Genomic DNA, 26,355 nt, shown 5'->3' on the forward strand with positions numbered 1-26,355 from the left:
GCTATGCACATATGCCACGACGACGACGGGAGAGCCGATGCGTTCCGCATCCACGCACTCCGCGACCGGCCTCAGCAACACCGCCTGGTCGCCCATGGACGGTCGCCCCGCCCAGCAGGGCATGTACGACCCGCGCAACGAGAAGGACGCCTGTGGCGTCGGATTCGTGGCGAACCTCACCGGCGAGGCCACCCACACCCTCGTTGAGCAGGCCCTGACCGTCCTGCGGAACCTCGAGCACCGCGGCGCCACCGGCTCCGAGCCGGACTCCGGCGACGGCGCGGGCATCCTGTCCCAGGTCCCGGACGCGTTCCTGCGCGAGGTCGCCGGGTTCGAGCTCCCCGAGGCCGGCGCGTACGCCGTCGGCATCGCCTTCCTCCCCGCCGACGGCACCGCACAGGCCGTCGCCGTGGAGCAGATCGAGGCCATCGCCGCCGAGGAGAACCTCACGGTCATCGGCTGGCGCGAGGTCCCGGTCACCCCGGACCTGCTCGGCAACGGCGCCCGGACCACGATGCCGGCCTTCCGCCAGCTCTTCGTGAGCAACGGCAGCACGGGCATCGAGCTGGACCGCAAGGCCTTCGTCCTGCGCAAGCGCGCCGAGCGCGAGGCCGGGGTGTACTTCCCCTCGCTCTCCGCCCGCACCATCGTCTACAAGGGCATGCTGACCACCGGCCAGCTGGAGCCCTTCTTCCCCGACCTCTCCGACCGCCGTTTCGCCTCGGCCGTCGCCCTGGTCCACTCGCGGTTCTCGACGAACACCTTCCCGTCCTGGCCGCTCGCCCACCCGTACCGCTTCGTCGCGCACAACGGCGAGATCAACACGGTCAAGGGCAACCGCAACTGGATGAAGGCCCGCGAGTCCCAGCTGGCGTCCGACGTCTTCGGCGAGGGCGCGCTGGACCGCATCTTCCCGATCTGCACCCCGGACGCCTCCGACTCGGCCTCCTTCGACGAGGTCCTGGAGCTGCTCCACCTCGGTGGCCGCTCGCTCCCGCACAGCGTCCTGATGATGATCCCGGAGGCGTGGGAGAACCACACCTCCATGGACCCGGCCCGCCGCGCGTTCTACCAGTACCACTCCACGATGATGGAGCCCTGGGACGGCCCGGCCTGCGTCACCTTCACCGACGGCACCCAGGTCGGCGCGGTCCTCGACCGCAACGGTCTGCGCCCCGGCCGCTACTGGGTCACCGACGACGGCCTCGTCGTCCTCGGCTCCGAGGTCGGCGTGCTCGACATCGACCCGGCCAAGGTCGTCCGCAAGGGCCGCCTGCAGCCCGGCAAGATGTTCCTCGTCGACACCGCCCAGAAGCGGATCATCGAGGACGACGAGATCAAGGACGAGCTGGCCGCCGCCGCCCCGTACGCGGACTGGCTGGAGACCGGCGAGATCGAGCTGTCGGACCTGCCCGAGCGCGAGCACATCGTGCACACCCACGCCTCGGTCACCCGCCGCCAGCAGACCTTCGGCTACACCGAGGAAGAGCTCCGCGTCATCCTCGCGCCGATGGCCCGCACCGGCGGCGAGCCGCTCGGCTCCATGGGCACGGACTCCCCGATCGCGGCCCTGTCCGAGCGCCCCCGGCTGCTCTTCGACTACTTCACCCAGCTCTTCGCGCAGGTCACCAACCCGCCGCTGGACGCCATCCGCGAGGAGCTCGTCACCTCGCTGCTGTCCTCGATCGGCCCCGAGTCCAACCTCCTGGACCCGACCTCCGCGTCGTGCCGCAGCGTCACGCTGCCCTTCCCGGTGATCGACAACGACGAGCTCGCCAAGCTCATCCACATCAACCACGACGGCGACATGCCGGGCATGAAGGCGGCCACCCTCTCGGGCCTCTACCGGGTCTCGGGCGGCGCCGACGCGCTCGCCGCGCGGATCGCGGAGATCCGCACCGAGGCCGACGCGGCCATCGCCGCCGGCGCCCGCCTGATCGTCCTGTCGGACCGCCACTCGGACGCCGAGCACGCGCCGATCCCCTCGCTGCTGCTCACCTCCGCCGTGCACCACCACCTCATCGCGACCAAGCAGCGCACCCAGGTGGGCCTGCTCGTCGAGGCCGGCGACGTCCGCGAGGTCCACCACGTCGCACTGCTCATCGGCTACGGCGCCGCCGCGGTCAACCCGTACCTCGCCATGGAGTCCGTCGAGGACCTGCTGCGCGCCGGTACGTTCATCGAGGGCATCGAGCCCGAGAAGGCCATCAGGAACCTGATCTACGCGCTCGGCAAGGGCGTCCTGAAGGTCATGTCCAAGATGGGCATCTCCACCGTCGCCTCCTACCGCGGCGCCCAGGTCTTCGAGGCCGTCGGCCTGAACGACGAGTTCGTCGCCGCGTACTTCGCGGGCACCGCCACCAAGATCGGCGGCGCGGGCCTGGACGTCATCGCCAAGGAGGTGGCCGCGCGCCACGCCAAGGCGTACCCGGCCTCCGGCATCGCGGCCACGCACCGCGCGCTGGAGATCGGCGGCGAGTACCAGTGGCGCCGCGAGGGCGAGCCGCACCTGTTCGACCCGGAGACGGTCTTCCGCCTCCAGCACGCCACCCGCAACCGCCGGTACGACATCTTCAAGCAGTACACGGACCGGGTGAACGAGCAGTCCGAGCGCCTGATGACGCTCCGCGGCCTCTTCGGCTTCAAGACGGAGGACCGCCCGTCGATCTCCATCGACGAGGTCGAGTCGGTCGCCGACATCGTCAAGCGCTTCTCCACCGGCGCCATGTCGTACGGCTCCATCTCCAAGGAGGCGCACGAGACCCTCGCCATCGCCATGAACCAGCTGGGCGCCAAGTCCAACACCGGTGAGGGCGGCGAGGACCCGGACCGCCTGTACGACCCGGCACGGCGTTCGTCGATCAAGCAGGTCGCCTCCGGCCGCTTCGGCGTCACCTCCGAGTACCTGGTCAACGCGGACGACATCCAGATCAAGATGGCGCAGGGCGCCAAGCCCGGCGAGGGCGGCCAGCTGCCCGGCCACAAGGTCTACCCGTGGGTCGCCAAGACGCGTCACTCCACCCCGGGCGTCGGCCTGATCTCCCCGCCGCCGCACCACGACATCTACTCCATCGAGGACCTGGCTCAGCTGATCCACGACCTCAAGAACGCCAACCCGGTCGCGCGCATCCACGTGAAGCTCGTCTCCGAGGTCGGCGTGGGCACGGTCGCCGCGGGTGTCTCCAAGGCCCACGCGGACGTCGTCCTGATCTCCGGCCACGACGGCGGAACGGGCGCCTCCCCGCTCACCTCGCTGAAGCACGCGGGCGGTCCCTGGGAGCTCGGCCTCGCCGAGACCCAGCAGACCCTGCTGCTCAACGGGCTGCGCGACCGGATCGTCGTCCAGACCGACGGCCAGCTCAAGACCGGCCGCGACGTGGTCATCGCCGCGCTGCTCGGCGCCGAGGAGTTCGGTTTCGCGACCGCGCCGCTCGTCGTCTCCGGCTGCGTCATGATGCGCGTCTGCCACCTGGACACCTGCCCGGTCGGCATCGCCACGCAGAACCCGGTCCTGCGGAGTCGCTTCTCCGGCAAGCCCGAGTTCGTCGTCAACTTCTTCGAGTTCATCGCGGAGGAGGTGCGCGAGCTCCTCGCCGAGCTGGGCTTCCGCTCCATCGAGGAGGCCGTCGGCCACGCCGAGCTGCTCGACACCACCAAGGCCGTCACGCACTGGAAGGCGCAGGGTCTCGACCTGGAGCCGCTCTTCTACGTGCCCGAGCTGCCCGAGGGCGCGGTCCGCCACGCCCTGATCGAGCAGGACCACGGTCTGGAGAAGGCGCTCGACAACGAGCTCATCGAGCTCGCCGCCGACGCGCTGAACGCCGAGACCGCGGAGGCGGCCCAGCCGGTCCGCGCCCAGGTCGCGATCCGCAACATCAACCGGACCGTCGGCACCATGCTCGGCCACCACGTGACCAAGAAGTTCGGTGGAGCGGGCCTGCCCGACAACACCATCGACCTGACCTTCACGGGCAGCGCCGGCCAGTCCTTCGGAGCCTTCGTGCCGAAGGGCGTGACCCTCCGCCTGGAGGGCGACGCCAACGACTACGTCGGCAAGGGCCTCTCCGGCGGCCGGATCGTGGTCCGCCCGGACCGCGGCGCCGACCACCTCGCCGAGTACTCCACCATCGCCGGCAACACCATCGGCTACGGAGCCACCGGCGGCGAGATGTTCCTGCGCGGCCGCACCGGCGAGCGCTTCTGCGTCCGCAACTCCGGCGCCCTGGTCGTCTCGGAAGGCGTGGGCGACCACGGCTGCGAGTACATGACCGGCGGCACGGCGGTCGTCCTGGGCGAGACGGGCCGCAACTTCGCGGCCGGCATGTCGGGTGGCGTCGCGTACGTCATCGACCTCGACCCGAACAACGTCAACGTCGGCAACGCGGGCGCGGTCGAGGCCCTGTCCGACAGCGACAAGCAGTGGCTGCACGATGTGGTGCGCCGCCACGAGGAGGAGACCGGCTCGACCGTGGCCGCGAAGCTCCTGGCTGACTGGACCGCCGCGGCGGACCGCTTCAGCAAGATCATCCCGACCACGTACAAGGCAGTGCTCGCCGCCAAGGAAGCCGCTGAGCTCGCCGGACTCTCGGAAACCGAGACCACGGAGAAGATGATGGAGGCGGCGACCAATGGCTGACCCGAAGGGCTTCCTCACCACCCCGCGCGAGACCGCCTGCTCCCGTCCCGTCGCCGAACGGCTTCAGGACTGGAACGAGGTCTACGTCCCGGGCTCGCTGCTCCCGATCATCGGCAAGCAGGCCGGCCGCTGCATGGACTGCGGCATCCCGTTCTGCCACAACGGCTGCCCGCTCGGGAACCTGATCCCCGAGTGGAACGACTTCGCGTACCGCGAGGACTGGACCGCCGCCTCGGAGCGCCTGCACGCCACGAACAACTTCCCGGAGTTCACGGGCCGTCTGTGCCCGGCCCCGTGCGAGTCGGCGTGTGTGCTCGGCATCAACCAGCCGGCCGTCACCATCAAGAACGTCGAAGTCTCGATCATCGACAAGGCCTGGGACAACGGCGACGTCACCCCGCGGGCGCCCGAGCGCCTGTCCGGGAAGACCGCCGCCGTCATCGGCTCGGGTCCGGCCGGTCTGGCCGCCGCCCAGCAGCTGACCCGGGCCGGCCACACCGTGGTCGTGTACGAGCGCGCCGACCGCATCGGCGGCCTGCTGCGCTACGGCATCCCCGAGTTCAAGATGGAGAAGGTGCACATCAACCGCCGCATCGAGCAGATGCGCGCGGAGGGCACCAAGTTCCGCACCGGCATCGAGGTCGGCCGCGACATCACCGCCACCGACCTGCGCAAGCGGTTCGACGCGGTCGTCATCGCGGCGGGCGCCACCGTCTCCCGCGACCTCCCGGTCCCGGGCCGCGAGCTCGGCGGCATCCACTTCGCGATGGAGTACCTGCCGCTCGCCAACAAGGTCCAGGAGGGCGACTTCGTGGCGCCCCCCATCACGGCCGAGGGCAAGCACGTGGTCGTCATCGGCGGCGGCGACACCGGCGCGGACTGCGTGGGCACCGCCCACCGCCAGGGCGCGGCCTCGGTCACGCAGCTGGAGATCATGCCGAAGCCGGGCGAGGACCGGAACGCCAACCAGCCGTGGCCGACCTTCCCCATGCTGTACAAGGTCACCTCGGCGCACGAGGAGGGCGGCGAGCGGGTCTACTCCGTCTCCACCACCCACTTCGAGGGTGACGAGGACGGCAACGTCAAGGCGCTGCACCTCGTCGAGGTCGAGTTCATCGACGGCAAGCTGACCCAGAAGCCCGGCACCGAGCGCGTCCTCCCCGCGCAGCTGGTCACCCTGGCGATGGGCTTCACCGGCACCGACCAGGCCAACGGCCTGGTGGAGCAGTTCGGCCTGGAGCTGGACGGCCGCGGCAACGTCTCGCGCGACGCGTCCTACGCGACCAACGTCGACGGCGTCTTCGTCGCCGGTGACGCCGGCCGCGGCCAGTCGCTGATCGTCTGGGCCATCGCGGAGGGCCGCTCGGCCGCCCGCGGCGTGGACCGCTTCCTGACCGGCTCCAGCACCCTCCCGTACCCGGTCAAGCCCACGGACCGCTCGCTGACGGTGTAACACCGTCGCCCCTCCCTCCGGGGAGACCCCTCATACGGTCCGTACAACGACGTACGGAAATCCGACACAGCGCCCGCCATGTCCCCGACCAGGGATGGCGGGCGCTGTGGCGTTCCCGGACCCCGCTCCTCGTTCCCGGAGAGGCCGGCTTTCCCCGGGCCGATGCCTTGACCGTGCGGGTCGGTCCCCGCTGTCCCTCCGGGGCGTCCTCCCCATCGTGCCGCGGCCGCAGGCCGGGCCGTGCGCGAGAAACCGCCACCCCGCCCGGGAGGGCATTCGGCGTGGCCCCTTGACGGCAGTCACACGCGCATAGTCCTATAGTGCTAGGAAGCTAGATGAATAGAGGTGGGCAGTGATCGAGTTTCACCTCGATGCCCGGTCCGGCGTCGCCCCGTACATGCAGCTCGTCCACCAGGTCCGCCAGGCCCTGCGGCTGGGGCTGCTCGCGCAGGGGGACCGGCTTCCCACGGTCAAGGACGTCGCCGCCTCCGTGGCGATCAACCCGAACACCGTGCTCAAGGCGTACCGGGAACTCGAATACGAGGGGCTGGTCGCCAAGAAGCCCGGAGTCGGCACCTTCATCTCCGGGACGCTCGGCGACGACGCCTCGCTGTCCGAACACGAGCCGCTGCGGCAGGAGTTGCAGGGGTGGCTGGAGAAGGCGCGGAGCGCCGGGCTGGACGAGGAGAGCATCGAGGCGCTGTTCCAGAGCACCTTCCGTAATCGCAGTACGCACACGCACGCGAAGACCGAAGAGGGGAAATGACCGCGATATTGGAGGCCCACGCGCTGGGCAAGCGGTACGGCCGCAAACAGGCGTTGAGCGAGTGCACCCTGAGCCTGCCGGCAGGGCGGGTCATCGGCCTGGTCGGCCCCAACGGGGCAGGGAAGTCAACGCTGTTGCAGCTGGCCTGCGGGCTGATCGGGCCGACCTCCGGCACCATCGAGGTGCTCGGCGGACGGCCCGCGTCCGGGCCGGAGCAGCTGGCCAAGGTCGGGTTCGTCGCCCAGGACACGCCCACGTACGCCGGGCTGTCCATCGCCGACCACCTGAAGCTGGGGGCCCGGCTCAACCCGGGATGGGACGCCGCCCTGGCGGAGGAGCGGATCCGACAGCTCGGGCTCGACCCCGCGCAGAAGACCGGGAAGCTGTCCGGCGGACAGCGCGCCCAGGTCGCCCTGACGCTCGCCGTCGCCAAGCGGCCCGAGCTGCTGCTCCTCGACGAGCCGGTCGCCGCCCTGGACCCGCTGGCCAGGCGGGAGTTCCTGCAGAGCCTGATGGAGTACGTGGCCGAACACGGGACCACCGTCGTGCTCTCCTCACACCTGGTCTCCGACCTGGAACGGGTCTGCGACCACCTGGTCTCGCTCGTCGCCTCCCGCGTACAAGTGGCGGGGGACGTCGACGACCTGCTCGCCACGCACTTCCGGCTCACCACGGCCCGGAGGGATGCCGCCGGCCTGCCCGAGGGCATGCGGGTCATCCAGGAGACCCACACCGAGCGGCAGAGCACGTTCATCGTGAGTGCCGACGAGCCGGTCCAGGACCCCTCCTGGGTCCTGGAGCCGATCGGCCTGGAGGACCTCGTCCTCACCTACATGGGTCAGGAGGCCCGGCGATGATCTGGCTGACCTGGCGCCAATACCGAGTCCAGACGCTCGTGACCCTCGCCGCCGTGGCCGGGTTCGCGATATTCCTTCTGGTCACCGGCTTCCAGATGAGGGACCTCTACGACAGCACGGTCGCCCACTGCCAGGGCGAGGCCTGCAAGAGGGCCAAGGACGGGATGCTCTCCGAGTACCAGACCCTCGCCTACGGTGTCACGAGTGCGCTGCTCCTCGTACCCGGCATCCTGGGGATCTTCTGGGGAGCTCCGCTGATCGCCCGCGAACTGGAGACCGGCACCCACCGCCTCGTCCTGAACCAGAGCATCACCCGCGGGCGTTGGCTCATGGTCAAGCTCGTTGCCGTCGGCCTGGTGGTCGTCGTCGTGACGGGACTGCTCACCCTGCTGGTGACCTGGTGGGCGAGTCCGATCGACCGGATCAACGTGGACCGGTTCACCGCGATGCTGTTCGGCGGGCGGTCGATCGCCCCGATCGGCTACGGCGTCTTCGCCTTCACTTTCGGGGTGTGTGCGGGACTGCTGATCCGCCGCACCGTGCCCGCGATGGCCGCCACGCTGGCCGCCTTCGCGGCGATCCAGATCCTCGTCCCGCAGGCGATCCGCCCGTACTACATGGCTCCGGTGCGCGCCGACGTCGCGCTCTCCTCGCTCTCCGTGCAGATGGGGGCCCCGGCGGAGGGCTGGCAAGGGCTGAACGTCCACCTGCTGGGGTCCGGTGACGACACCCGCCTGGAGGTGGGGGTGTCCAGGCCCGGTGACTGGGTCGTCTCCGACCCCGGCCGGGTCCTCGACTCCTCGGGCCGGGAGGTCGGCGGCACCCAAGGTTGTGCGAAACCCAGCATGGAGCCCTTCGAGTGCTTCGCGAAGTCCGATCTGCACATCGAGGTGGCCTACCAGCCCGCCGACCGCTACTGGACGTTCCAGTGGATCGAGACGGGGATCTTCCTCGCACTGTCCGGGGTGCTGGCGGGCGTCTGCGGGTGGTGGCTTCGGCGCCGGGTGGCCTGACCGGGTCCGGGTGAGGGGCGGCCGAAGCCAACGCAACTGGCTTCGGCCGCTTCCCCGACTCTACGGCCGTGAAGTACGGCGAAGGTGTACCGCCATCCTGAACGGTGGTTGTTCCCGGGCCGGTTGGGGGAGACAGGCAGGATGGGGAGGCTGCTGGCAGGGCGGTACGAGCTGGACGACAGGCCGCTGGCGTCCGGTGCGATGGGTGAGGCCTGGGCTGCTTGGGACCCGAAGATGCAGCGGCGCGTCGTGGTGAAACTGGTGCGCCCCCTCCCGGGCCGGCAGCCGAACGTGCCTGCTGTCTTCCGGGAGGCGCGGACCGCAGCGCGTGCCAATCATCCCGGGATCGTGACCGTTCACGACGTCGAGAGCGACACCACCGGTGACTGGTTCCTGGTGATGGAGCTGATCACCGGGCAGGACCTGTCGCGCGTACTCGACTCCGGAGAGACGCTCGCGGTGGCCACCGTGCTGGACTGGTCGGCACAGGTGGCCGACGCCCTGCAGGCGGCCCACGACGAGGGCGTCGTCCATCGCGACCTCAAGCCCTCGAACCTCATGCTCACGGAATCCGGAAGGATCAAGATCCTGGACTTCGGCATCGCCGGGTTCCTCGACAACGCGTCTGCGGACAGCGAACCGATCGGCTCATGGCCGTACATGGCGCCCGAGCGGATCCTCGGCTCGCGCGGGGACGCGCGCACCGATCTGTACGCCCTCGGGTGCGTGCTCTACGAGCTCCTCACCGGACGGCCGCCGTTCGGCGACCTGAGCGGTTTTCCCCTCCTCGCCGCACACAAGGACACGGTGCCCGTCCCCGTCGGAAAGGCGGTCTCCGGGCTCCCTCGGGGCCTTGACGAGTTGGTGGCCGCGCTCCTCGCCAAGGAGCCGGATGATCGCCCCTCGACGGCCGCACACGTACGCGACCGCCTGCGCGAGCTGGCGGCCGAGCCGCCCGCACCGGCCCCGCCCACCCCGGAGCGGGAGCCGCAAGAGACGGCTCCGCCCCGGCCGCCGGACGCCCGCACGCACGACCGCCCCCGTCCCCAGGTCCCCCCGAGCCCCACATTGAAGAACCCCAAGGCGCGGCGCCCTTCGGCCGTCCCCGCCGGGGCCGCCCCGCCGAGTACCCCGCCCGCCCCGGATCGCGCCCGTCGTCGCCGGGTGCTGTCGCTCGTCGTCGGCGTCGTCGTGTGCGCGGTCGCCGTGACGCTCCTCATCGGGTACCTCCAAGACCCGCGCAAGCTGTGGTTCACACCCATCGGGGCGCAGGGGTACTTCGCCGTCTCCGAGCACACCGCGTTCCTGCCCGGCCCCGCGAACGGCACGGTCGAGGCGCGCGACACCGCGAGCGGCGAGCTCAGGTGGACCTATCGGACCGGTGACACGACGGGCTCGGTGAAGGTCGAGGCGGTCGCGGGGGGCTCGGTGTACGTCGTGACCGGCGAGGGCGTCATCCACGCCGTGACCGCCGCCACGGGAGAGCGGCGCTGGACCGAACCGGCCGACGGGAAAGCGGGCGGCTACCGCGCGCTGGCGGTGGCCGGTTCCTCCTTGTACGCCGTTTCGAACGAGGAAATCCGGGCTCTCGACGCCGTGAGCGGGGAGCACCGCTGGTTGCGGTCCGTGAGAGGGGGCGCCCACGTCGCGGCGACCCCGGACACCGTTTATGTCAGCGCCGTGGCCGACCAGCCCGGCGTGGAGTACGACGAGCGGGACGCCGATCTGTACGCCGTGGAAGCCGCCACCGGAACGCTCAAGTGGTCCTACTCCACCGCCAAGCCGATACGCAGCGCTCCCGCCGTGTACGAGGACACCGTCTACATCGGCTCCTGGGACGAGCAACTCCATGCCTTGGACGCCGCCACCGGCGCGTCGAAATGGACCTACGACGCGGGTGAGCCCATCGGATCCACCCCCGCCGTGGCCGACGGCGTCGTCTACGTCATGACCCAGTACGGAACGGTGATCGCGCTGGATGCCCGTACGCACCGCGAAGCATGGCGCCGTAACGCGCGGAAGTACGGAACCGGTGGCCGGGCTCCGCGGGTCGTCGAGGGAGTGGTGTACGTCGCCGATGGTGACGCGAAGCGCATCCGTGCCCTCGACGCGAGGAACGGAGCGGAGAAATGGTCCCGTTCCATCGACACGGCCGGCTCCTTCTCCGACCCGGTCGTCGCCGACGGCGTCCTCTTCGTCGGCGTGATCGCGACGGTGCACTTCACGGCGGGCGATCCGCTCCGGCGCACCCTCATCGCCCTCACCACGCGCCCCTGACTCACTCGTGCGGGTGGCGGCGTGCCGCCGGGTGCGGGTCCGATGCCGGGGCCCCGGAACGGCGCCGCGCCGGTCGATGCGCGCAGCTGGGGCGTGTGCGTCTGGTAACAGTGGGTCACATGCCCACCCGAACGATGCTGAGCGCACTGCTCGGTGCCTCGCTGCTGATCTCCGTACCGACCGCCGGCGCCGCGGACGCCGACACGCGGAGCGTCGAATACCGCGGTCTGCGGATCGCCGTCCCGGCGAACTGGAGGGTCGTCGACCTCGACCGGGAGCCCGCCGCCTGCCTGCGCCTCGACGTCCCCACCCTGTACCTCGGCCACGCCGGCACCCAGGCGAACTGCACCGGCCGGGCCGCCGTCCGCCGCGCCGACACCCTGCACCTCGAACCCCTCGACGGGGCCCCGCAGCGCGCGGACATCCCGACCGTCGCCGACCTGGCCGCGGCCCTGCCGCGTACGGACAGCAACGAGCTGCGGTACGTGCTGCGCCGGGCCGGCGTCGTGGCCACCGTGTCGTACGGGGAAGCGCCCGACACCGTACGGGGGATTCTCGACCGGGCCCGTGCCGCCGTGGTCGAGGGGCGTCCGCCGGCCGTCGTCGTGCCGGCCGTGATCGCCGGCGGGGCGAAGGCCCAGGCGCCCTTCACCGGCGAGGGGTTCGACGCCTGCACCGCACCCACCCAGCGGACCATGGACACCTGGAAGGCCGAATCCCCCTTCGGCGCCGTCGGCATCTACATCGGCGGCCGCGCCCGCGCCTGCGCCCAGCCACAGCTCACCGCCGACTGGGTCACGCGGCAGGCCGGCGCCGGCTGGCACCTGATGCCCATCTGGGTCGGGCCGCAGCCCTGGCACAGCGCCGGCACGGGCCTGTCCACCGACCCCTCCGAGGCCGACGAGCAGGGCCGTGCCGCGGCCGAGGGCGCGGTGGACGCCGCCCGCTCGCTGGGGCTCGGCGCGGGCACGGTGCTCTACAACGACCTGGAGAACTACTCGGACCGCGCCACCTGGGACGCCCCGGTCGTCGCCTACCTGACCTCCTGGACGGTACGGCTGCACGAGCTGGGCTACCGTTCCGGCGCCTACGTCTCGGCGAGCTCCGGCGCCAAGGCGCTGAGCGCGCACCACCACCAGGCCCCCGAAGCCATGCCGGACGTGCTGTGGGTGGCCCGGTGGAACGGCGCGGCGTCCGTGACGGACGCGGACCTCGGGCTGCCCGAGGGCACGAAGCAGTGGTCCGGCCGGCGCCGGGCCCACCAGTTCCGCGGGGACCACGACGCCACCTACGGCGGGGCCACGCTGAACATCGACCGCAACCGGGTGGACGTCGACCCGGCGGTGCTCGGCGGTGCCGGGGGCGGGATCCTGCCGCTCCCGGTGCCGCTTCCGCTCAGCTAGCCGACGCCGACGCCGGGTCCTCGCGCGGCGGTTCGTCGTCGTTGCCCCGGCGCAGGGTGCGCAGGCCGTGCTCCGGGGTCCACGAGCGGATGACCAGTTCGTCGCCCTGCACGGTGACGCGGACGACCTCGGTCAGGTCGGCGTGGAAGAGGTGGAACGGGTGCGGGGTGTCCGTCTCCTCCGCGTACCGGTGCAGCTCGGGCGGGTCCAGCTGTTCCAGCGCGCGGCCGGAGATCCGTACGTCTCCGTCGGGCATCCGGTCGCCCGCGCCCGGGTTCGTGTGGAGGGCGAAGCGCGGGTCGTGCTGGAGGTCCCTGGCCTTCATCGACCCCGGCATCATGCCGAGCCACAGCTCCCCGCCCCGGATGTCGACGTTGAGTCCGGCCACCCGGGGCGATCCGTCCTTGCGCAGGGTGGCCAGGACGTGGTGGGGGTACTTGGCGAAACGGGCCCGGACGGCCGCCGCGAACTCCGGTTCCGCCTTCTCGAAGACTGCCCAGCTGGTGTGCGTCATGCGTCCATCAAAGCGCGGGCGCCGTCCGGCGCAATTCAGGCGCGCACGATCCCCCGCGCTCGGGCCGCCGCCAGCCAGGCCGGGAACTCGCCGACGAGCCGGTCGTACAGCTCCGCGTCCGAGACCTTGCGCGGGTCCTCGCCCGCGTGGAAGTAGCCCGCGTTGTCCACGTCGCGGCGGTCCGGGACGGGCAGTTCGTCGAGGCGGCGCAGGAAGTCGAACTGCGAGCTGCGGGTGTTGCCGAAGCCGACGAACTGCCAGAAGAGGGGGAGACGGGCCGCCTTGCACAGGTACTTCTCGGCGGCGAGCTTGTTGATCGGGCCGCCGTCGGTCTGGAAGACGACGAGGGCGGGTGCCGTGGAGCCGGAGTCCTGGTAGTGGTCGATCACCGCGTCCATGGCCGCGTGGTAGGCCGTCTTGCCCATGTGGCCGAGGCGGGAGGCGATCTCGGTGACCTGGTTCTCGTGGTTCGCGAGGGAGATCTCCTCCACCGCGTCGACATCGGTGGAGAAGAAGACCACGGGTACGCGGGCGTCGTCGTCCAGGTGCGCGGACAGGCCCAGCACCCGGTCGGCGAGGGCCTGCACGCTGCCGTCCGCGTAGTACGGCTTCATCGACCCGGAGTAGTCCAGGACCAGGTAGACGGCTGCGCGGCCGTCCTCCATGCCGTGTTTGCGCAGTGAGACCCCGGCGCTCTTGTAGAGGCTCACGAGCGCCGGAGCCGTTTCTTCGACCTTGCGGAGGTTTATCGCACTGCGCGTCATGCGCCCGAGGTTACGTCAGCTCGCGTCCGCGTAACCGAGTTCGACCGCGATCCGGGCCCGGTGGGCGGCGGGGGAGCCGAAGAGGTGGGCGGAGCCGTGGGCGCGCTTGAAGAACTCGTGGGCCTCGTGCTCCCAGGTGATGCCGATGCCGCCGTGCAGCTGGATCATCTCCCCGGCGACGTACGAGTACGCCTGCGAGCAGGCCGACTTGGCGGCGGCCGCCGGCGCGGGCGGGGCGTCCGCCGCCGCCGCGGCGAGGGCCATGGACCTGGCGGACTCCACGGCCGCGTACATGTCGGCGAGCCGGTGCTTCACGGCCTGGAAGGAGCCGATGGGCCGGCCGAACTGGTGCCGGTCCTTCGCGTAGCGGACCGTGGACTCCAGCGCCCGCGCGGCGGCCCCGGCCTGTTCGGCGGCCAGCGCCGTGCAGGCCAGGTCCCGGACCCGGGCCAGGACTCCGGCGCCGTCGGGCGAGAGCAGTCGGGCCGGGGTCCGCGCGAGGGTGAGCTCGGCGAGGGGACGGGTGCGGTCCATCGTGGCCCGGGCGGTCCAGGCGGCGGGCGGCGCCGTCAGCTCGAACAGCCCCAGGGGAGCGCGGTCGTTGCCGTTGCCGTTGCCGTTGCCCCGGCCCGGGGCGTCGTGCCCGGCGGACGGAGCGGCCATGGTGGCGAAGACCAGCACCAGGCCCGGTTCGGTCGGACCGGCCAGGACGTACTGCTTGGTGCCGGTCAGCAGCCACCCGTCGCCGTCCGGCTCCGCCCGGGTGGCCATGTCGGCCGCCTCCCAGCCCCCGGAGAGCGGGCCGCGCGGCGGGCCCGAGAACCCGTCCGGGTCCCGGGTCGGGGCGGTGCCCGGGTCCCGGGTCGGGCCCGCGAACCCGTCCGGCCCCCCGCGAGGGTGCTCCGCCCAGGCCAGGGCGCCCACCAGGGAGCCCTCCGCCAGGCCCGGGAGGTGGCGGGCGCACGCGTCGTGGTCGCCGGAGGCCAGCAGGGCCTGCACGGTCAGGACCGCCGAGCCCAGGTACGGGACCGGGCTCAGGGAGCGGCCCAGTTCCGACATGACCACGCCGACCTCGGCCGGCCCGCAGCCCAGGCCGCCGTACTCCTCCGGGACCGCCAGTGCGGCCGCGCCCACCTGGGTCGTGAGCGGGGCCCAGGCCTCGTGCCCGGGGTGGCGGGCCAGGACCGCGCGGACCGCGTCCCGGAGTTCCTCCTGCTCGGGCGTCCACACCAGGCCGCTCATGCGCCCTCCCCCCGCGCCGCGCGCCGCAGCTGCGCCTTCAGCAGTTTGCCGCCCGCGTTGCGCGGGAGCTCCGCCACCAGGTGGAAGCGGCGGGGAACCTTGAAGTTGGCCAGCCGTTCCCGGCTCCACGCGGTGAGTTCGGCGGCGGTGACGGGCGGGCCGGCGGTGACCACGTACGCCACACCGACCTCGCCCAGCCGCTCGTCAGGGGCGCCGACCACGGCCGCGTCGGTGACGGCCGGATGGGTCAGCAGCACGTTCTCCACCTCCGCCGGATAGGCGTTGAAGCCGCCGACCACGTACATGTCCTTCAGTCGGTCGGTGATCGAGAGGTAGCCGCGGTCGTCGAGGACGCCGATGTCCCCGGTGCGCAGCCAGCCGCCGGGCAGCACGGCCTCCGCGGTGGCCGCCGGGTCGTCGAGGTAGCCGGGGGTGACGTGATAGCCGCGCACCTGCACCTCGCCGGGTTGCCCGGTCGGCAGCACCTCGCCCAGTGGGGAGGCGATCCGTACCTCGGTGTCGGGCAGCGGCAGGCCGACGGTGTGGGCGACCGTACGGGCGTCGGCGTCGGTGGGGCAGACGGAGACGACCCCGCCGGACTCCGTGAGCCCGTACGCCGTGAACACGTCGGGGGCGCCCAGGACGGTGCGGATCTCCTCGACGAGGGCCGTCGGCACGGAGGCCGCCCCGGTGCCGGCCAGGCGCAGCGCCGACAGGTCGTGCGCGGCGAGTTCGGGGTGCCGGATCAGGCCGTGGAAGACGGTCGGCGGGCCCATCAGGCAGGTCACGCGTTCGGCGGCCATCCGGGCCAGGATGCGGTCGGTGTCGTAGACCGCCTCCGGGAGCATCGTCACCCCGCGCAGCAGGCAGGCGAGGATCCCGGCCTTGTAGCCGAAGGTGTGGAAGAAGGGGTTGACCAGCAGGTAGCGGTCCCCGGGGCGCAGGGTGACCAGCTCGGACCAGGAGGCGTACAGCCGCAGGGTCTGGCCGTGGGTGGTCATGACGCCCTTGGAGCGGCCGGTGGTGCCGGAGGTGTAGAGGATGTCGCTGAGATCGCCCGGGCGGATGCGGTCGGCTCGGGCGAGTCGTTCCGCCTCGGTGACGGACTCCCCGGCGGCCAGGTACGCCTCCCAGGAATCGGGGCCGCTCCCGCCGCGCAGGGCGACGGTGGAGCCGAGCGCCCCGAGGTCCTCGCCGGAGGCGTGCAGGTCGTGGACGTAGTCCGTGCCGAGGAAGCCGCGCTCGGTGAAGAGCACGCGGGCGCCGCTGCGCCGGATGACGTCGGCCGCCTCGGCGGGCTTGTAGCGGGTGTTGACCGGTACGAGGACCGCTCCCGCGCCGACCGCGCCGAGGGCGGCGGTGATCCACTGGCGGCTGTTGGGCGCCCAGATCGCCACCCGGTCGCCGTGCCGGATGCCGTGCGCGATGGCCGCGCGGGCGGCGGCGGCGATCTCGGCGGCGAGCCGGGTGAAGGTCCAGCGGACCTCTCCGTCGGCGAGCGCCTCCCGGTCGCCGTGGGCGGCGGCCGCGTACTCCGGCAGCCGGGCCAGCGTGGCGGGCGGGGGCGGCCCACCGGGCGTGGGCGGCTCAACGGGCGTTGGCGGCGCGGCGGGTGGCGGTGGCATCGGACGAACCCTCCCTACTTGACGAGCGAGCGTGGGCGGTATCCAATCACAGGTGTTTCGGTTAGGCATATACCTAGTAGAAATATTTGGAGGCTCCCATGGGGACCCCGGAGACACTCAAGTCGGTCCTGGCCAGCTTCTGCACCGGCGTCGCCGTCATCACGGCGTGCGAGGGCGACGGCCGCCCCGTCGGGATGGCCGTGCAGTCCTTCTCGTCGGTTTCGCTGGATCCGCCGCTGGTCTGCTTCTGCCCCGCCCGCACCTCGACCACCTGGCCGAGCATCCGGGCCGCCGGCGCCTTCGCCGTCAACATCCTCGCCGCCGACCAGCAGGAGCTGTGCCGCGGCTTCGCGGTCACGGGCGGCGACAAGTTCGCCGGGGTCCCCTGGCGGGCCGGGGGCAACGGCGCGCCCCTCCTCGACGGCGTGCTCGCGAGCATCGAGTGCGACCTGGAGGACGTGCTGGACGGCGGCGACCACGAGATCGCGCTCGGCAGGGTCACCGCCCTGACCGCGCACCGCGCGGGCGAGCCGCCGCTGCTCTACTTCCGGCGCTCCTACGGGCGCTTGCCGCGCTCGCCCCGCCCGGCGGCCAGTGCCTCGATGTCCTCCAGCATGGCGGCCGCGAGGTCGCGCTCGGAGGCGTAGTACCGCTCGGCCCACTTGAGCGTGAGCGTCGGGTACGCCCAGGCCGACTCGTCCTGCGCGCCCTCCACGTCGGCCACGGCCCGGCGGCGCATCTTCTCCGCGAACTCCTGGTGCCGGACCAGGACTTCCCGCATCTGCTCCGGCTCCAGCAGGTGGCCCAGCCACAGCCGCAGCATCGGTCCGTGCTTGAGGACCGGCGGATCGACCGGGGCCTCGCGGGCCCATTCCCGTACGGCCGTCATGCCTTCGTCGGTGATCCGGTACACCCGCTTGTCGCGGGTGCCGGTGTCCTGGCTGACCATGCGCGAGGAGGCGTAGCCGGCCTTCTCCAGGCGCTTGAGCTCGCTGTAGATCTGGCTGAAGGACGGGCTCCAGTAGAAGAAGCGCAGCGACCAGTCCGACCACTTCTTCAGGTCGTAGCCGGAGAGCTCCTCCCCGAAGGAGAGCAGCCCGAGCACCGCCCAGCTGGTCGCCGGGAGCGTGCGCGCCTTCGACTCGTCGGTCGTCTCGTCTGCCTTCTCTTCTGCCACGCAGCGCAGTCTACGACCGGTCCCCGTGCCGGCCTTCCCCCCGAGGGGTATGACTGCTAGAAGTATTCCTATTCGAAATACCGAATCCCCCGGATGGAGGGACCTCCCCGTGAAGTTCTCGATGATCTTCGAGGCTCAGCTCGTCGACCCGACCCCGGAGCGCGAGCGCCAGGTCATCCACGACTGCGTCGAACAGGCCGTCCTCGCCGAGGAGATGGGCTTCGACCGGGTCTGGGCCGTCGAACACCACTCCCTGACCCAGTACGCCCACATGAGCGCCTCCGAGATCTTCCTCACCTGGGTGGCCGCCCGGACGCGGAAGATCCGCATCGGCCACGGCGTCGTCACGATGCCCTTCGGCTACCAGCACCCCGTACGCGTCGCCGAACGCGCCGCCATGCTCGACGTGCTCTCCGGCGGCCGCGTCGACATCGGCGCCGGGCGCGGCGCCACCCGCCAGGAGATGTCCATGTACGGGGTGAAACCCGAGGACACCTACCCGCAGATGGAGGAGGGCTTGCGGATCTTCGCCGCCGCCTGGCGGGAGCCGGAGTTCGAGTGGCACGGCTCCATCGACATCGGCCCCGGCGCGATCCTGCCCCGCCCGGTCCAGGACCCGCACCCGCCGCTCTTCATGGCGTGCTCCAAGCACGACACCCTCAAGCTCGCCGCCGAACTCGGCATCGGCGCCCTGGTGATGGGCTTCGCGGGCGCCGACGACGTCCGCGCGATGCGCAAGGTCTACGACGAGGCCATCGCGACCCGCACCGGCGAACGGCTCGTCTCGACCGAGGTCAACGACCACCTGTCCGCCCTCTGTCCGACCATCGTCCTCGACGACGCCGAGCGCGCCCTGCGGCTCGGCACGCGCGGCCAGCGCTTCTTCGCCGAATCCATCGCCCACTGGTACGGCAACGCCCCCGCACCGACCGGCTACGCGGAGGACGAGGACCACGTCGCGGCCCTCGCGCAGGGCCGCGAGGAACTCGTCGCCAAGCTCCACGAGGCCAGCATCCCGGCCCGCCCCGTCGACACCGGCACCTACAACGCGGAGCACGCCTACGGCAGCGCCGAGACCGCCATCGCCTACGTCGAGCAGCTGCGCGAGATCGGCGTCGACGAGGTGATGTGCCTGATCCAGATGGGTACGGTCCCGCAGGAAGCCTGCCTGGAGACCATCCGCCAGTGGGGCGAGAAGGTCATCCCGCACTTCCGCGCGATGGAATCGGAGCGCTAGGCCATGGGCATCTCCCTGGAAGGCAAGGTCGTCCTCGTCACCGGAGCCGGACGCGGCCAGGGCGCCGCCGAGGCACGCCTGTTCGCCGAGGCCGGCGCGCGGGTCGTCGTCACGGACGTACGGGAGGAGGAGGGCCGGGAGGTCGCCGCCTCGCTCGGCGACCAGGGCCTGTACGTACGGCACGACGTGACCGACGCCGAGAGCTGGGCCGGCGTCGTCGAAGCCGCGGTGGCGGCGTTCGGGACGGTCTCCGCGCTGGTCAACAACGCGGCCCTGTGGCGCACGGCCCACGTCGAGAAGCAGTCCCCGGAGGAGTTCGAGACCCTCCTGCGGGTCAACCTCCTCGGGCCGTTCCTCGGCATCCAGGCGGTGGCGCCCGTGCTGCGGGCCGGTGGCGGAGGCTCGATCGTCAACATCTCCTCCACGGCCGGACTGGTCGGGATCCCGGGCCACGCCGCCTACGGCTCCACCAAGTTCGGGCTGCGCGGACTGACCCGGTCGGCGGCGCTGGACCTGGCCGGCGACCGGATCCGGGTCAACTCGGTGCATCCGGGGGCCATCGACACCCCGATGGTGGCGCAGGCCGTCGCGGGCCGCGACTGGTCGCACGTGCCGCTCGGGCGGATGGGGCGGCCGGAGGAGGTCGGGGAGCTGGTGCTCTTCCTCTGCTCGGACGCGTCCTCGTACGTCACGGGCACGGAGTTCACCGTCGACGGCGGGATGACGACCGCGTGAGCGCGACCGTGAACCACCCGCTGTCGGCGGCGGCCAGGCGGCTGTGCGACGCGATGGCGGCCGGGTTCCCGGGGCCGGGCGACGCGGCGGCCCTGCGGGCGGCCGCCGTGCCCGGGCCGCCGGGCCCGGCCGTGGCCTCGGTGCGCGACACGGTGGCGGGCGGGGTCCCGGTCCGCGTCTACGACCCCGAGCCGGGCGCGGAAGGCCGCCCCCTGGTCGTGTACTTCCACGGCGGGGGCTGGGTGATGTGCGGGCTCGACACCCACGACGCTCTGTGCCGCACCCTGGCGGCGGCCTCGGGCGCGGTGGTCGTCTCGGCGGACTACCGGCTGGCCCCGGAACATCCCTGGCCGGCGGCGCCCGACGACGCGCTGACCGTACTGCTGTGGGCCCGGACGGAAGCGGCGGCGCTCGGCTGCGACGCGGAGCGGGTGGTGCTCGCGGGTGACTCCAGCGGGGGCAACCTGGCCGCCGTGACCGCCCTGCGCGCGCCCGGACTCGCGGCGGGCCAACTGCTGTTCTATCCGCCGCTGGACGCGTCGATGGGCTCGGCCTCGGTGGAGACGTACGCGGAGGGCTACTTCCACACCGCCGCCCACATGGCCTGGTACTGGGACCAGTACGGCGGCGACCCGGCGCACCCGCACGTCTCGCCGCTCCACGCGGCCGACCTGTCGGGCCTGCCGCCCGCGCTGATCGTCCTCGCGGACTGCGACGTGCTGCGCGACGAAGGCCTCGCGTACGGGCGCCGGCTGGCGGAGGCGGGCGTGGACTGCACGGTCCAGCTCCACCCGGGCGTCTTCCACGGCTTCCTGGGGCTGCCGCTGCCGGCCGGCGCCGCCGCGCTGCGGGCGGCTGCGGCGTGGGTGGCCGCGGTGGGATGGGGGGGCGGGGCGGCCGGATTCGAACCGGCGTCCTCCTCCATGCTGTGTAGGCGCACTACCTCTGTGCTACGACCCCGCCCTTGGGGTCGATCTTAGGCCCGGGCTCGGCGGGTCCGCGCGGGATTATCCCGGGCATGATGTGTCCATGGCTGAAGCGATACGAAGACTGCCGGGGGCGCTGCTGCGCAACTGCCTGCTCCTGGCAACGGAGTTCGCGGCGATCTGGCTGCTGCAGGGCCCCGAGGGAGCGTGGGTCCCGGTCCTGCTGGCCGTCTTCGTCATCGGAGCCGCCGTACCGCACGGCACGGACGCGGAGTTCGTGGCCCGCACCGCGGTCGCCTTCACAGCGGTGGCGATCGCGGTGATGGGCGGGGTCACCTGGGACCACCACACCCTCCACGACCGGGGCCGGGAGGAAACGGCGGTGGTGGCCTCGCGGACCATGGTGGAGGACGGCTCCGGCTACTCGCCGTCCCTGCGCCTGCGCACGGAGGCCGGCCGCGACCTGTCCGGCCCGGTGTCCCTGGACCTCGCCGTCGGGGCCCGCCTCGAGGTGACGACGGACCCGGACGGCCCGGCATGGTCCCTCGGCCCCCGCCCGCCCGAGCCCCTCTGGCAGGCAGCGGCCACGGCCGCCCTCCTCCTGTTCCAGACCGCGCTCGTGGGTCGGCTCTCCCTGCGCCGCCCCCGCCACTGAAACCCGCTGGTCAACGCCACGACCGGACCCCTAGGGTCGCGGCATGTCCACCACGACCACCCTCTGGCGCCCCACCGGCCCCGTCGAGCTCGACCTCGTCCGCGCCCTCGACTGGCGGGCCTGGCCACCGCGCCTGCCCGACCAGCCGATCTTCTACCCGGTCATGAACGAGGACTACGCGATCCGCATCGCCCGCGACTGGAACGTCAAGCACTCCGGCGTCGGCTTCGTGACCCGATTCGAGGTCGACTCGGAGTTCCTCACCCGCTACCCGGTCCAGCAGGCCGGAGGCCGGACCATCCTGGAGCTGTGGGTGCCGGCGGAGGAACTCGACGAGTTCAACCGGCACATCGTCGGCCGCATCGAGGTCGTGCACGAGTTCCGCCCGGAGGGCTGAGCCCCGGGTCAGTCCTTGATGGTGTACGAGCAGCCCTTCGTGGTCGTCACACCGTCGCTCTGCGCGACGACCTTGCCGTCGACCTTGATGACGCAGGGCGCCTGCTGCAGCTTGCCGTCGGCGCCCGTGATCGTGCCCGGGACGGCGTTCACCAGGTAGCCCACCTTCCGCTCCGCGGCGGTGAGTTCGGCGGTGCCCGACTTCGTCCACGGCAGCGTCTGCATCTCGAAACCGCTGCCGATGCCGCTGTACATGACCGCCGTCTTGCCCGTGCCGCCGACCTCCAGGGTCACCTCGTGCGTCGCACCGCCGCCCTTCGCCGCCGGTGCGGAGGACGCGGGGGCGGCACTCGTGGAGGCGGCGGCGGGCTTCCCGTCGTCGGCCGCCGGCTTCGGGGCGTCGCTTCCACAGCCGGTGAGCAGTACCGCAGCCGCCGCCGCGCACAGCGTCATCATCCCGGTGGTCGTGCTTCGCATGTTCCCTGTACCTCGTTCTGCGTCGTTCGTCGTACGTCCGTTCATCAGGGACGTCCTCACATCCACCGTCGGTTCCGTACGTTGGCCTCATGACGAAACGAGCCCGCTCCTTCGACGCCGCCGCCGCGCTCTACGGTGCGAACCGTCCCGGCTACCCGCCCGCCCTCTTCGACGCCGTCGAGGAACTCGCCGGGCGCAGACTCGCCGGGGCGCGCGTGGCCGACGTGGGAGCCGGGACCGGGATCGCCACCGCGCTGCTGCGGGAACGCGGGGCCGAGGTGCTCGCCGTGGAGCCCGGGGACGGGATGGCGGCAGAGTTCCGGCGGGCGAACCCGGGGATCCCGGTCGTGCGCGGGGACGGGGACCGGCTGCCGCTGGCGGGCGCCGCGTTCGACTTCCTCACGTACGCGCAGGCCTGGCACTGGACCGACGCCGCCCGGTCGGTCCCCGAGGCCCGCCGCGTGCTGCGCCCCGGCGGCGCGCTCGCGCTCTGGTGGAACGACCTGGACACGGGCGTCCCGTGGATCGCCGAGCAGGACGAACGGCTCCGCGCCTTCTTCGGGGTGAGCGGGCTGCCGACCCGGGAGTCCCTGGGAGGGCTGGACGTCACCGCCCGCGAGGTGCGGTGGTCCCGGCGGATCCCCCTCGCCATGCACCTCGCCAACACCGCCAGCCACTCCGCCTTCCTGCTGCTCGGCGAGGAGCGCACGCGCGCCTTCCTCGACGCCGAACACGCCCGGCTGGCACCCCTGTTCCCGGACGGCACCGTCGAGGAGCGTTACGTCGTCACGCTGAACGTCGCCGTCATGTGAGACGGCCGCCGGTATTCGGTGGACGGCCCGGGTGCGGGTCCGCCAGGTTGTGCCGCATGAATCCCATCCTGCGGCTCTTCTTCCTCGCCAACGAGGGCCTCGCCTTCTTCCTGGAACTCGCGGCCCTCGCCGCCCTGGCCCGGTGGGGCTGGACCCGGGACATCGGCCGGGTCTGGTCCATAGGCCTCGCGGTGGCGGCCCCGCTCGCCGCCGCCGTGCTCTGGGGCATGTTCGCCGCCCCCAAGGCCACCTTCGACGTCCCGCTCGCCGTCCAGATCGCCGTCAAGGTGCTGGTGTTCGGGTCCGCCACCCTCGCGCTGTACGCGGTCGGGTGGCGGACCGGGGCCCTGTGGTTCGGCGGGATCGTCCTGCTGAACAACGCCCTGGCGGTCTACTACCGCAGCCGCGGCTGAAGGACCTCCGTCCGGCAGGCCGACGGCGTGCCCCAGGCGTCCCGCAGCGGGCGGGCCTTGCGCAGCCACAGCGAGAGGTCCAGCTCCTGCGTGTAGCCCACGGCGCCGTGGAGTTGGAGCGCGGTCATGGCGGCCGCGTACCCCGCCTCGCCCGCCGTCAGCTTGGCCGCCGCGACGTCCGCCGGGGACAGGGACAGGGCCGCCGCCCACAGCAGCGGCCGGGCGAACTCCAGGCCCAGCAGGGTGTCCGCCAGGCGGTGCTTGACCGCCTGGAAGGAGCCGATCGGGGTCCCGAACTGGGTGCGCTGCTTCGCGTACTCCACCGTCCGCGCCAGCAGCGCCTCGCCGACGCCCAGGCACTGCGCCGCCGTCAGCAGCCGCGCCCACCGGCCGGCCGCCCGCGCCGCCGCCGTGACGGCCGGTCCCGCGGCGAGCAGTTCACCGCCCGGCGCCGGGATCGAGAGCCTGCGGGCCGGGTCCAGGGAGGCCACCGGCTCCCCGCCCTGCGCCAGGCGCAGTTCGCCCGCCTCGGACACGGTGAAGCAGTACGTCGCCGCGTCCGCGTCCAGGGCGTACGGGCTCCCGCCGGGCAGGGTCAGCGTCGCCGAGGTCTCGCCCCCCGCCAGCCCGGGCAGGAACCGCTTCGCGAGCCCCTCGTCCCCGAGCTCGGAAAGCAGTACGGACACCGCCGCGCTCTCCACCACCGGCCCCGGCACCCCCGCCCGGCCCAGCTCCACGAAGCCCAGAGCCAGCTCCAGCGGCAGCAGGCCCGCGCCGTCGTACTCCTCGGCCGCGGCCAGCGCGAACAGGCCCGTCTCCGCGAGCCGGGACCACACCGCCCGCCCCGGGCCGTGCTCGCCGTCCGCCCAGGCCCGCACCGCCGCCGGCACCTCGGCCGCCCCCAGCAGGGAGCGCAGCGTACGGGCGAAGTCGGACTGCTCGTCGGTCAGCAGGAAACGCATCAGCGGCGGCCCTTCGGGAGGCCGAGCAGCCGCTCGGCGATGATGTCGCGCTGGATCTCGTTCGTGCCCGCGTAGATCGGTCCGGCCAGGGAGAAGACCCACGGCTCGGCCCACTCGCCCTCCGCCAGCTCCGCGTCCGCGCCGAGCAGGTCCAGTGCCGTCTCGTGCAGGGCGATGTCGTACTGGGACCAGAACACCTTGTTCAGGCTGGACTCGGCGCCTATGGTCTCGCCCACCGCGAAGCGGGAGGCGTTGGCCCAGGTGAACAGTTCGTAGGCGCGCGCCCCGACCACCGCGTCCGCGACCCGGTCCCGCAGCGCCGTGTCGGAGGGGTCCCCGGCCGCCTCCCACAGCTCCCGCAGCCGGCCGGCGGCCGCCAGGAACCGGCCGGGGGAGCGCAGGGTGAGGCCGCGCTCGTTGCCCGTGGTCGACATCGCGATCCGCCAGCCCTGCCCCGGCTCGCCGATCACGTCCTCGTCCGGTACGAAGACCCGGTCCAGGAAGAGCTCCGCGAAGGCCGGCTTCCCGTCGAGGCGGCCGATGGGCCGCACCGTCACCCCCGGCGCGCGCAGGTCGAACATCAGGTACGTGAGGCCCTGGTGCGGCTTCGGGGCGTCCGGGTCGGTGCGGAAGATGCCGAAGGCCCGGTCGGCGAAGGCGGCCCGCGAGGACCAGGTCTTCTGCCCGGACAACAGCCAGCCGCCCTCCGTGCGCACCGCCCGCGACTTCAGCGAGGCCAGGTCCGAGCCCGACTCCGTCTCGGACCAGGCCTGCGCCCAGATCACCTCGCCGCTCGCCATGGAGGGCAGCACCCGCGCCCGCTGCTCGGCGGTCGCGTGGTCGAAGAGGGTCGGCGCGAGGAGGTTGATGCCGTTCTGGGAGACCCGGCCGGGCGCGCCCGCCGCCCAGTACTCCTCCTCGAACACCAACCACTTCACGATGTCGACGCCCCGGCCCCCGTACTCCGTCGGCCAGGACACCACCGACCATCGGTCCGCGTGCAGCCGTGCCTCCCACTCCCGGTGCGCGGCGAAGCCCTCCTCCGTCTCCAGGGAGGGCAGGGGGACGGCGGGCACGTGGGCGCGGAGCCAGGCCCGGGCCTCGGCCCGGAAGGCCTCCACATCGGGTGCGTGGTCGAGGTTCATCAGGTGTTCGCCTCCTTCATGGCGGCCACGTTCATGCCGCCGAGCGAGTCCGCCGCGGTCTCCGCGTTGTGGGCGTGCGCGAGGTGGTGCAGGCCGAAGACCGAGTCCATGCCGGTGTGCAGGCCCTGGAGGTCCTCGGCCTGGTTGACGGCCCGCTTGGTCAGGGCCAGGCCGAAGCCGGGCATCTCGGCGACGCGCAGGGCGAGGCGGGCGGTCTCGTCGGCCAGGTCGGCCCGCTCCACCACCCGGTTGACCATGCCGATCTCGTACGCCCGGCGGGCCGGCATGCGGTCGCCCGTGTAGAGGAACTCCTTCGCGATCCGCGGGGGCATGGCCCACGGGTGCGCGAAGTACTCGACGCCGGGTATGCCCATCCGTACGACCGGGTCCTGGAAGAAGGCGTCCTCGCTCGCGACGATCAGGTCGCAGACCCAGGCCAGCATCAGCCCGCCCGCCACGCAGGCCCCCTGCACCGAGGCGATCACCGGCTTCGGCAGCTCCCGCCAGCGCCGGCACATCCCCAGGTACACCTCCGACTCGCGGGCGAAGCGGGATTCGGCGCCCCGGCGCTGCGAGTGGTCCCACCACAGCCCGGCCCGCCGGTCGAAGGGCAGGTGGGCGTCGCGTTCCGGGGTGCCGATGTCGTGGCCCGCGGAGAAGTGCTCGCCGGCCCCGCCCAGGACGACCGCCTTCACCTCGGGATCGTCGGCCGCCCGGTAGAAGGCGTCGTCGAGGGCGTACGTCATCGCGCTGTTCTGCGCGTTGCGGTAACGGGGGCGGTTCATGGTCACGTACGCGACCGGGCCGCGGCGCTCGTAGAGCACGGGGGAGTGGTGGGTGTCGAGGGTGTCGTCGGGCATCAACCTGGAT

23 protein-coding genes, 1 tRNA gene and 1 pseudogene are annotated in these 26,355 nt (G+C 72.3%); 15 read left to right on the forward strand and 10 right to left on the reverse strand.

The features are described from left to right. The first annotated feature begins 37 nt into the window (after positions 1-37). The 7 genes from gltB (at position 38) to ACFYZL_RS11805 (ending at position 12,405) form a co-directional block, all read left to right on the forward strand. Complete coding sequence (gltB, locus tag ACFYZL_RS11775) at positions 38-4,636, forward strand: glutamate synthase large subunit (protein WP_384748266.1); 4,599 nt, start codon at positions 38-40, stop codon at positions 4,634-4,636. After that, a complete protein-coding gene (locus ACFYZL_RS11780; RefSeq protein WP_384748269.1) occupies positions 4,629-6,089 on the forward strand; it encodes a glutamate synthase subunit beta in 1,461 nt (486 codons plus the stop codon). Before gltB ends, ACFYZL_RS11780 begins: the two co-directional genes overlap by 8 nt. A gap of 352 nt (positions 6,090-6,441) precedes the next feature. Beyond that, the gene (locus ACFYZL_RS11785; RefSeq protein WP_384748272.1) at positions 6,442-6,855 is read left to right on the forward strand and encodes a GntR family transcriptional regulator; all 414 of its coding nucleotides are present in this window, start codon (positions 6,442-6,444) and stop codon (positions 6,853-6,855) included. Further along, a complete protein-coding gene (locus ACFYZL_RS11790; RefSeq protein ID WP_384748275.1) occupies positions 6,852-7,712 on the forward strand; it encodes an ABC transporter ATP-binding protein in 861 nt (286 codons plus the stop codon). Before ACFYZL_RS11785 ends, ACFYZL_RS11790 begins: the two co-directional genes overlap by 4 nt. Further along, the gene (locus ACFYZL_RS11795) at positions 7,709-8,725 is read left to right on the forward strand and encodes an ABC transporter permease subunit (RefSeq protein ID WP_388678289.1); all 1,017 of its coding nucleotides are present in this window, start codon (positions 7,709-7,711) and stop codon (positions 8,723-8,725) included. The genes ACFYZL_RS11790 and ACFYZL_RS11795 overlap by 4 nt, the downstream gene beginning before the upstream one ends. 141 nt (positions 8,726-8,866) lie before the next feature. Further along, the gene (locus tag ACFYZL_RS11800; RefSeq protein ID WP_388678292.1) at positions 8,867-11,002 is read left to right on the forward strand and encodes a PQQ-binding-like beta-propeller repeat protein; all 2,136 of its coding nucleotides are present in this window, start codon (positions 8,867-8,869) and stop codon (positions 11,000-11,002) included. A 119-nt stretch (positions 11,003-11,121) separates the two neighbouring features. Continuing rightward, positions 11,122-12,405, forward strand: coding sequence for a DUF1906 domain-containing protein (locus ACFYZL_RS11805; RefSeq protein ID WP_388678295.1), 1,284 nt, complete (start codon positions 11,122-11,124; stop codon positions 12,403-12,405). On the opposite strand, the gene ACFYZL_RS11810 is transcribed toward ACFYZL_RS11805, so the two are convergent. Genes ACFYZL_RS11810 through ACFYZL_RS11825 form a run of 4 tightly spaced genes read right to left on the reverse strand, consistent with a single transcriptional unit; the run spans position 12,398 to position 16,550 of the window. Then, positions 12,398-12,919 (reverse strand): pyridoxamine 5'-phosphate oxidase family protein, encoded by a 522-nt coding sequence (locus ACFYZL_RS11810; protein WP_384748287.1) that lies wholly within the window; start codon positions 12,917-12,919, stop codon positions 12,398-12,400. The two genes, ACFYZL_RS11805 and ACFYZL_RS11810, sit on opposite strands and share 8 nt — an antisense overlap. Before the next feature lie 35 nt (positions 12,920-12,954). Beyond that, entirely contained in the window at positions 12,955-13,683 is a 729-nt protein-coding gene (locus ACFYZL_RS11815; RefSeq protein ID WP_384748290.1) for a VWA domain-containing protein, read from the reverse strand. A 15-nt stretch (positions 13,684-13,698) separates the two neighbouring features. Next, positions 13,699-14,925: an acyl-CoA dehydrogenase family protein gene (locus ACFYZL_RS11820; RefSeq protein ID WP_388678299.1), complete on the reverse strand. Its 1,227-nt coding sequence runs from the start codon at positions 14,923-14,925 to the stop codon at positions 13,699-13,701. Beyond that, positions 14,922-16,550 (reverse strand): FadD3 family acyl-CoA ligase, encoded by a 1,629-nt coding sequence (locus tag ACFYZL_RS11825; RefSeq protein ID WP_388678302.1) that lies wholly within the window; start codon positions 16,548-16,550, stop codon positions 14,922-14,924. Before ACFYZL_RS11825 ends, ACFYZL_RS11820 begins: the two co-directional genes overlap by 4 nt. A gap of 98 nt (positions 16,551-16,648) precedes the next feature. On the opposite strand from ACFYZL_RS11825, the gene ACFYZL_RS11830 reads away from it, so the two are divergent. Further along, positions 16,649-17,197 carry a flavin reductase family protein gene (locus tag ACFYZL_RS11830; RefSeq protein ID WP_388678305.1) on the forward strand — a complete coding sequence of 183 codons (549 nt, stop codon included), beginning with the start codon at positions 16,649-16,651 and terminating at the stop codon, positions 17,195-17,197. On the opposite strand, the gene ACFYZL_RS11835 is transcribed toward ACFYZL_RS11830, so the two are convergent. After that, positions 17,107-17,727, reverse strand: coding sequence for a helix-turn-helix transcriptional regulator (locus tag ACFYZL_RS11835; RefSeq protein ID WP_388678308.1), 621 nt, complete (start codon positions 17,725-17,727; stop codon positions 17,107-17,109). The two genes, ACFYZL_RS11830 and ACFYZL_RS11835, sit on opposite strands and share 91 nt — an antisense overlap. A gap of 109 nt (positions 17,728-17,836) precedes the next feature. Between ACFYZL_RS11835 and ACFYZL_RS11840 the strand changes: the two genes are divergently transcribed. From ACFYZL_RS11840 to ACFYZL_RS11850, 3 genes and pseudogenes are all read left to right on the forward strand, one after another. Then, positions 17,837-18,964 (forward strand): LLM class flavin-dependent oxidoreductase, encoded by a 1,128-nt coding sequence (locus ACFYZL_RS11840; protein ID WP_388678311.1) that lies wholly within the window; start codon positions 17,837-17,839, stop codon positions 18,962-18,964. 3 nt (positions 18,965-18,967) lie between these two features. Beyond that, entirely contained in the window at positions 18,968-19,699 is a 732-nt protein-coding gene (locus tag ACFYZL_RS11845) for an SDR family NAD(P)-dependent oxidoreductase (RefSeq protein ID WP_384748305.1), read from the forward strand. Between the two features lie 53 nt (positions 19,700-19,752). Beyond that, positions 19,753-20,454 (forward strand): annotated as a pseudogene (locus ACFYZL_RS11850) (alpha/beta hydrolase); the annotation flags it as partial. Positions 20,455-20,586: 132 nt separating this feature from the next. On the opposite strand, the gene ACFYZL_RS11855 reads toward ACFYZL_RS11850, so the two are convergent. After that, positions 20,587-20,661: transfer RNA gene (locus tag ACFYZL_RS11855), tRNA-Ala, on the reverse strand. Positions 20,662-20,728: 67 nt separating this feature from the next. Between ACFYZL_RS11855 and ACFYZL_RS11860 the strand changes: the two genes are divergently transcribed. Together ACFYZL_RS11860 and ACFYZL_RS11865 are read left to right on the forward strand one after the other, a co-directional pair. Further along, on the forward strand, positions 20,729-21,280 hold the full coding sequence (locus ACFYZL_RS11860; protein WP_384748310.1) for a hypothetical protein: 552 nt from the start codon (positions 20,729-20,731) through the stop codon (positions 21,278-21,280). Between the two features lie 43 nt (positions 21,281-21,323). After that, entirely contained in the window at positions 21,324-21,677 is a 354-nt protein-coding gene (locus ACFYZL_RS11865; protein ID WP_384748313.1) for a hypothetical protein, read from the forward strand. An 8-nt stretch (positions 21,678-21,685) separates the two neighbouring features. On the opposite strand, the gene ACFYZL_RS11870 is transcribed toward ACFYZL_RS11865, so the two are convergent. Continuing rightward, positions 21,686-22,153: a hypothetical protein gene (locus ACFYZL_RS11870; RefSeq protein WP_384748316.1), complete on the reverse strand. Its 468-nt coding sequence runs from the start codon at positions 22,151-22,153 to the stop codon at positions 21,686-21,688. A gap of 89 nt (positions 22,154-22,242) precedes the next feature. Between ACFYZL_RS11870 and ACFYZL_RS11875 the strand changes: the two genes are divergently transcribed. Both ACFYZL_RS11875 and ACFYZL_RS11880 read left to right on the forward strand, forming a co-directional pair. Further along, positions 22,243-22,965, forward strand: coding sequence for a class I SAM-dependent methyltransferase (locus ACFYZL_RS11875; protein WP_388678316.1), 723 nt, complete (start codon positions 22,243-22,245; stop codon positions 22,963-22,965). 56 nt (positions 22,966-23,021) lie between these two features. Then, positions 23,022-23,378: a YrdB family protein gene (locus ACFYZL_RS11880; RefSeq protein ID WP_388678319.1), complete on the forward strand. Its 357-nt coding sequence runs from the start codon at positions 23,022-23,024 to the stop codon at positions 23,376-23,378. On the opposite strand, the gene ACFYZL_RS11885 is transcribed toward ACFYZL_RS11880, so the two are convergent. From ACFYZL_RS11885 to ACFYZL_RS11895, 3 genes are read right to left on the reverse strand one after another with little or no spacing between them, the layout of a single operon-like run. Then, positions 23,360-24,340, reverse strand: coding sequence for an acyl-CoA dehydrogenase family protein (locus tag ACFYZL_RS11885; protein WP_384748324.1), 981 nt, complete (start codon positions 24,338-24,340; stop codon positions 23,360-23,362). The genes ACFYZL_RS11880 and ACFYZL_RS11885 overlap by 19 nt on opposite strands. Beyond that, positions 24,340-25,485, reverse strand: coding sequence for an acyl-CoA dehydrogenase family protein (locus ACFYZL_RS11890; RefSeq protein ID WP_388678323.1), 1,146 nt, complete (start codon positions 25,483-25,485; stop codon positions 24,340-24,342). Before ACFYZL_RS11890 ends, ACFYZL_RS11885 begins: the two co-directional genes overlap by 1 nt. Beyond that, positions 25,485-26,345, reverse strand: a complete 861-nt coding sequence (locus ACFYZL_RS11895; RefSeq protein WP_384748329.1) for an enoyl-CoA hydratase — start codon at positions 26,343-26,345, stop codon at positions 25,485-25,487. The genes ACFYZL_RS11890 and ACFYZL_RS11895 overlap by 1 nt, the downstream gene beginning before the upstream one ends. Between the last annotated feature and the right edge of the window lie 10 nt (positions 26,346-26,355).

It is taken from the genome of Streptomyces sp. NPDC001717 (assembly GCF_042892775.1).
GTDB lineage: Bacteria > Actinomycetota > Actinomycetes > Streptomycetales > Streptomycetaceae > Streptomyces.

Excerpts from the sequence above, each read along its gene's own strand:
- ACFYZL_RS11875 (WP_388678316.1), top strand. The coding sequence starts at position 22,243 with ATGACGAAACGAGCCCGCTCCTTCGACGCCGCCGCCGCGCTCTACGGT.
- ACFYZL_RS11845 (WP_384748305.1), top strand. The coding sequence starts at position 18,968 with ATGGGCATCTCCCTGGAAGGCAAGGTCGTCCTCGTCACCGGAGCCGGA.
- ACFYZL_RS11810 (WP_384748287.1), bottom strand. The coding sequence starts at position 12,919 with ATGACGCACACCAGCTGGGCAGTCTTCGAGAAGGCGGAACCGGAGTTC.
- ACFYZL_RS11885 (WP_384748324.1), bottom strand. The coding sequence starts at position 24,340 with ATGCGTTTCCTGCTGACCGACGAGCAGTCCGACTTCGCCCGTACGCTG.
- gltB (WP_384748266.1), top strand. The coding sequence starts at position 38 with ATGCGTTCCGCATCCACGCACTCCGCGACCGGCCTCAGCAACACCGCC.
- ACFYZL_RS11780 (WP_384748269.1), top strand. The coding sequence starts at position 4,629 with ATGGCTGACCCGAAGGGCTTCCTCACCACCCCGCGCGAGACCGCCTGC.
- ACFYZL_RS11820 (WP_388678299.1), bottom strand. The coding sequence starts at position 14,925 with ATGAGCGGCCTGGTGTGGACGCCCGAGCAGGAGGAACTCCGGGACGCG.
- ACFYZL_RS11860 (WP_384748310.1), top strand. The coding sequence starts at position 20,729 with ATGGCTGAAGCGATACGAAGACTGCCGGGGGCGCTGCTGCGCAACTGC.
- ACFYZL_RS11790 (WP_384748275.1), top strand. The coding sequence starts at position 6,852 with ATGACCGCGATATTGGAGGCCCACGCGCTGGGCAAGCGGTACGGCCGC.
- ACFYZL_RS11880 (WP_388678319.1), top strand. The coding sequence starts at position 23,022 with ATGAATCCCATCCTGCGGCTCTTCTTCCTCGCCAACGAGGGCCTCGCC.
- ACFYZL_RS11865 (WP_384748313.1), top strand. The coding sequence starts at position 21,324 with ATGTCCACCACGACCACCCTCTGGCGCCCCACCGGCCCCGTCGAGCTC.
- ACFYZL_RS11895 (WP_384748329.1), bottom strand. The coding sequence starts at position 26,345 with ATGCCCGACGACACCCTCGACACCCACCACTCCCCCGTGCTCTACGAG.
- ACFYZL_RS11805 (WP_388678295.1), top strand. The coding sequence starts at position 11,122 with ATGCCCACCCGAACGATGCTGAGCGCACTGCTCGGTGCCTCGCTGCTG.
- ACFYZL_RS11825 (WP_388678302.1), bottom strand. The coding sequence starts at position 16,550 with ATGCCACCGCCACCCGCCGCGCCGCCAACGCCCGTTGAGCCGCCCACG.
- ACFYZL_RS11870 (WP_384748316.1), bottom strand. The coding sequence starts at position 22,153 with ATGCGAAGCACGACCACCGGGATGATGACGCTGTGCGCGGCGGCGGCT.
- ACFYZL_RS11890 (WP_388678323.1), bottom strand. The coding sequence starts at position 25,485 with ATGAACCTCGACCACGCACCCGATGTGGAGGCCTTCCGGGCCGAGGCC.
- ACFYZL_RS11800 (WP_388678292.1), top strand. The coding sequence starts at position 8,867 with ATGGGGAGGCTGCTGGCAGGGCGGTACGAGCTGGACGACAGGCCGCTG.
- ACFYZL_RS11795 (WP_388678289.1), top strand. The coding sequence starts at position 7,709 with ATGATCTGGCTGACCTGGCGCCAATACCGAGTCCAGACGCTCGTGACC.
- ACFYZL_RS11815 (WP_384748290.1), bottom strand. The coding sequence starts at position 13,683 with ATGACGCGCAGTGCGATAAACCTCCGCAAGGTCGAAGAAACGGCTCCG.
- ACFYZL_RS11830 (WP_388678305.1), top strand. The coding sequence starts at position 16,649 with ATGGGGACCCCGGAGACACTCAAGTCGGTCCTGGCCAGCTTCTGCACC.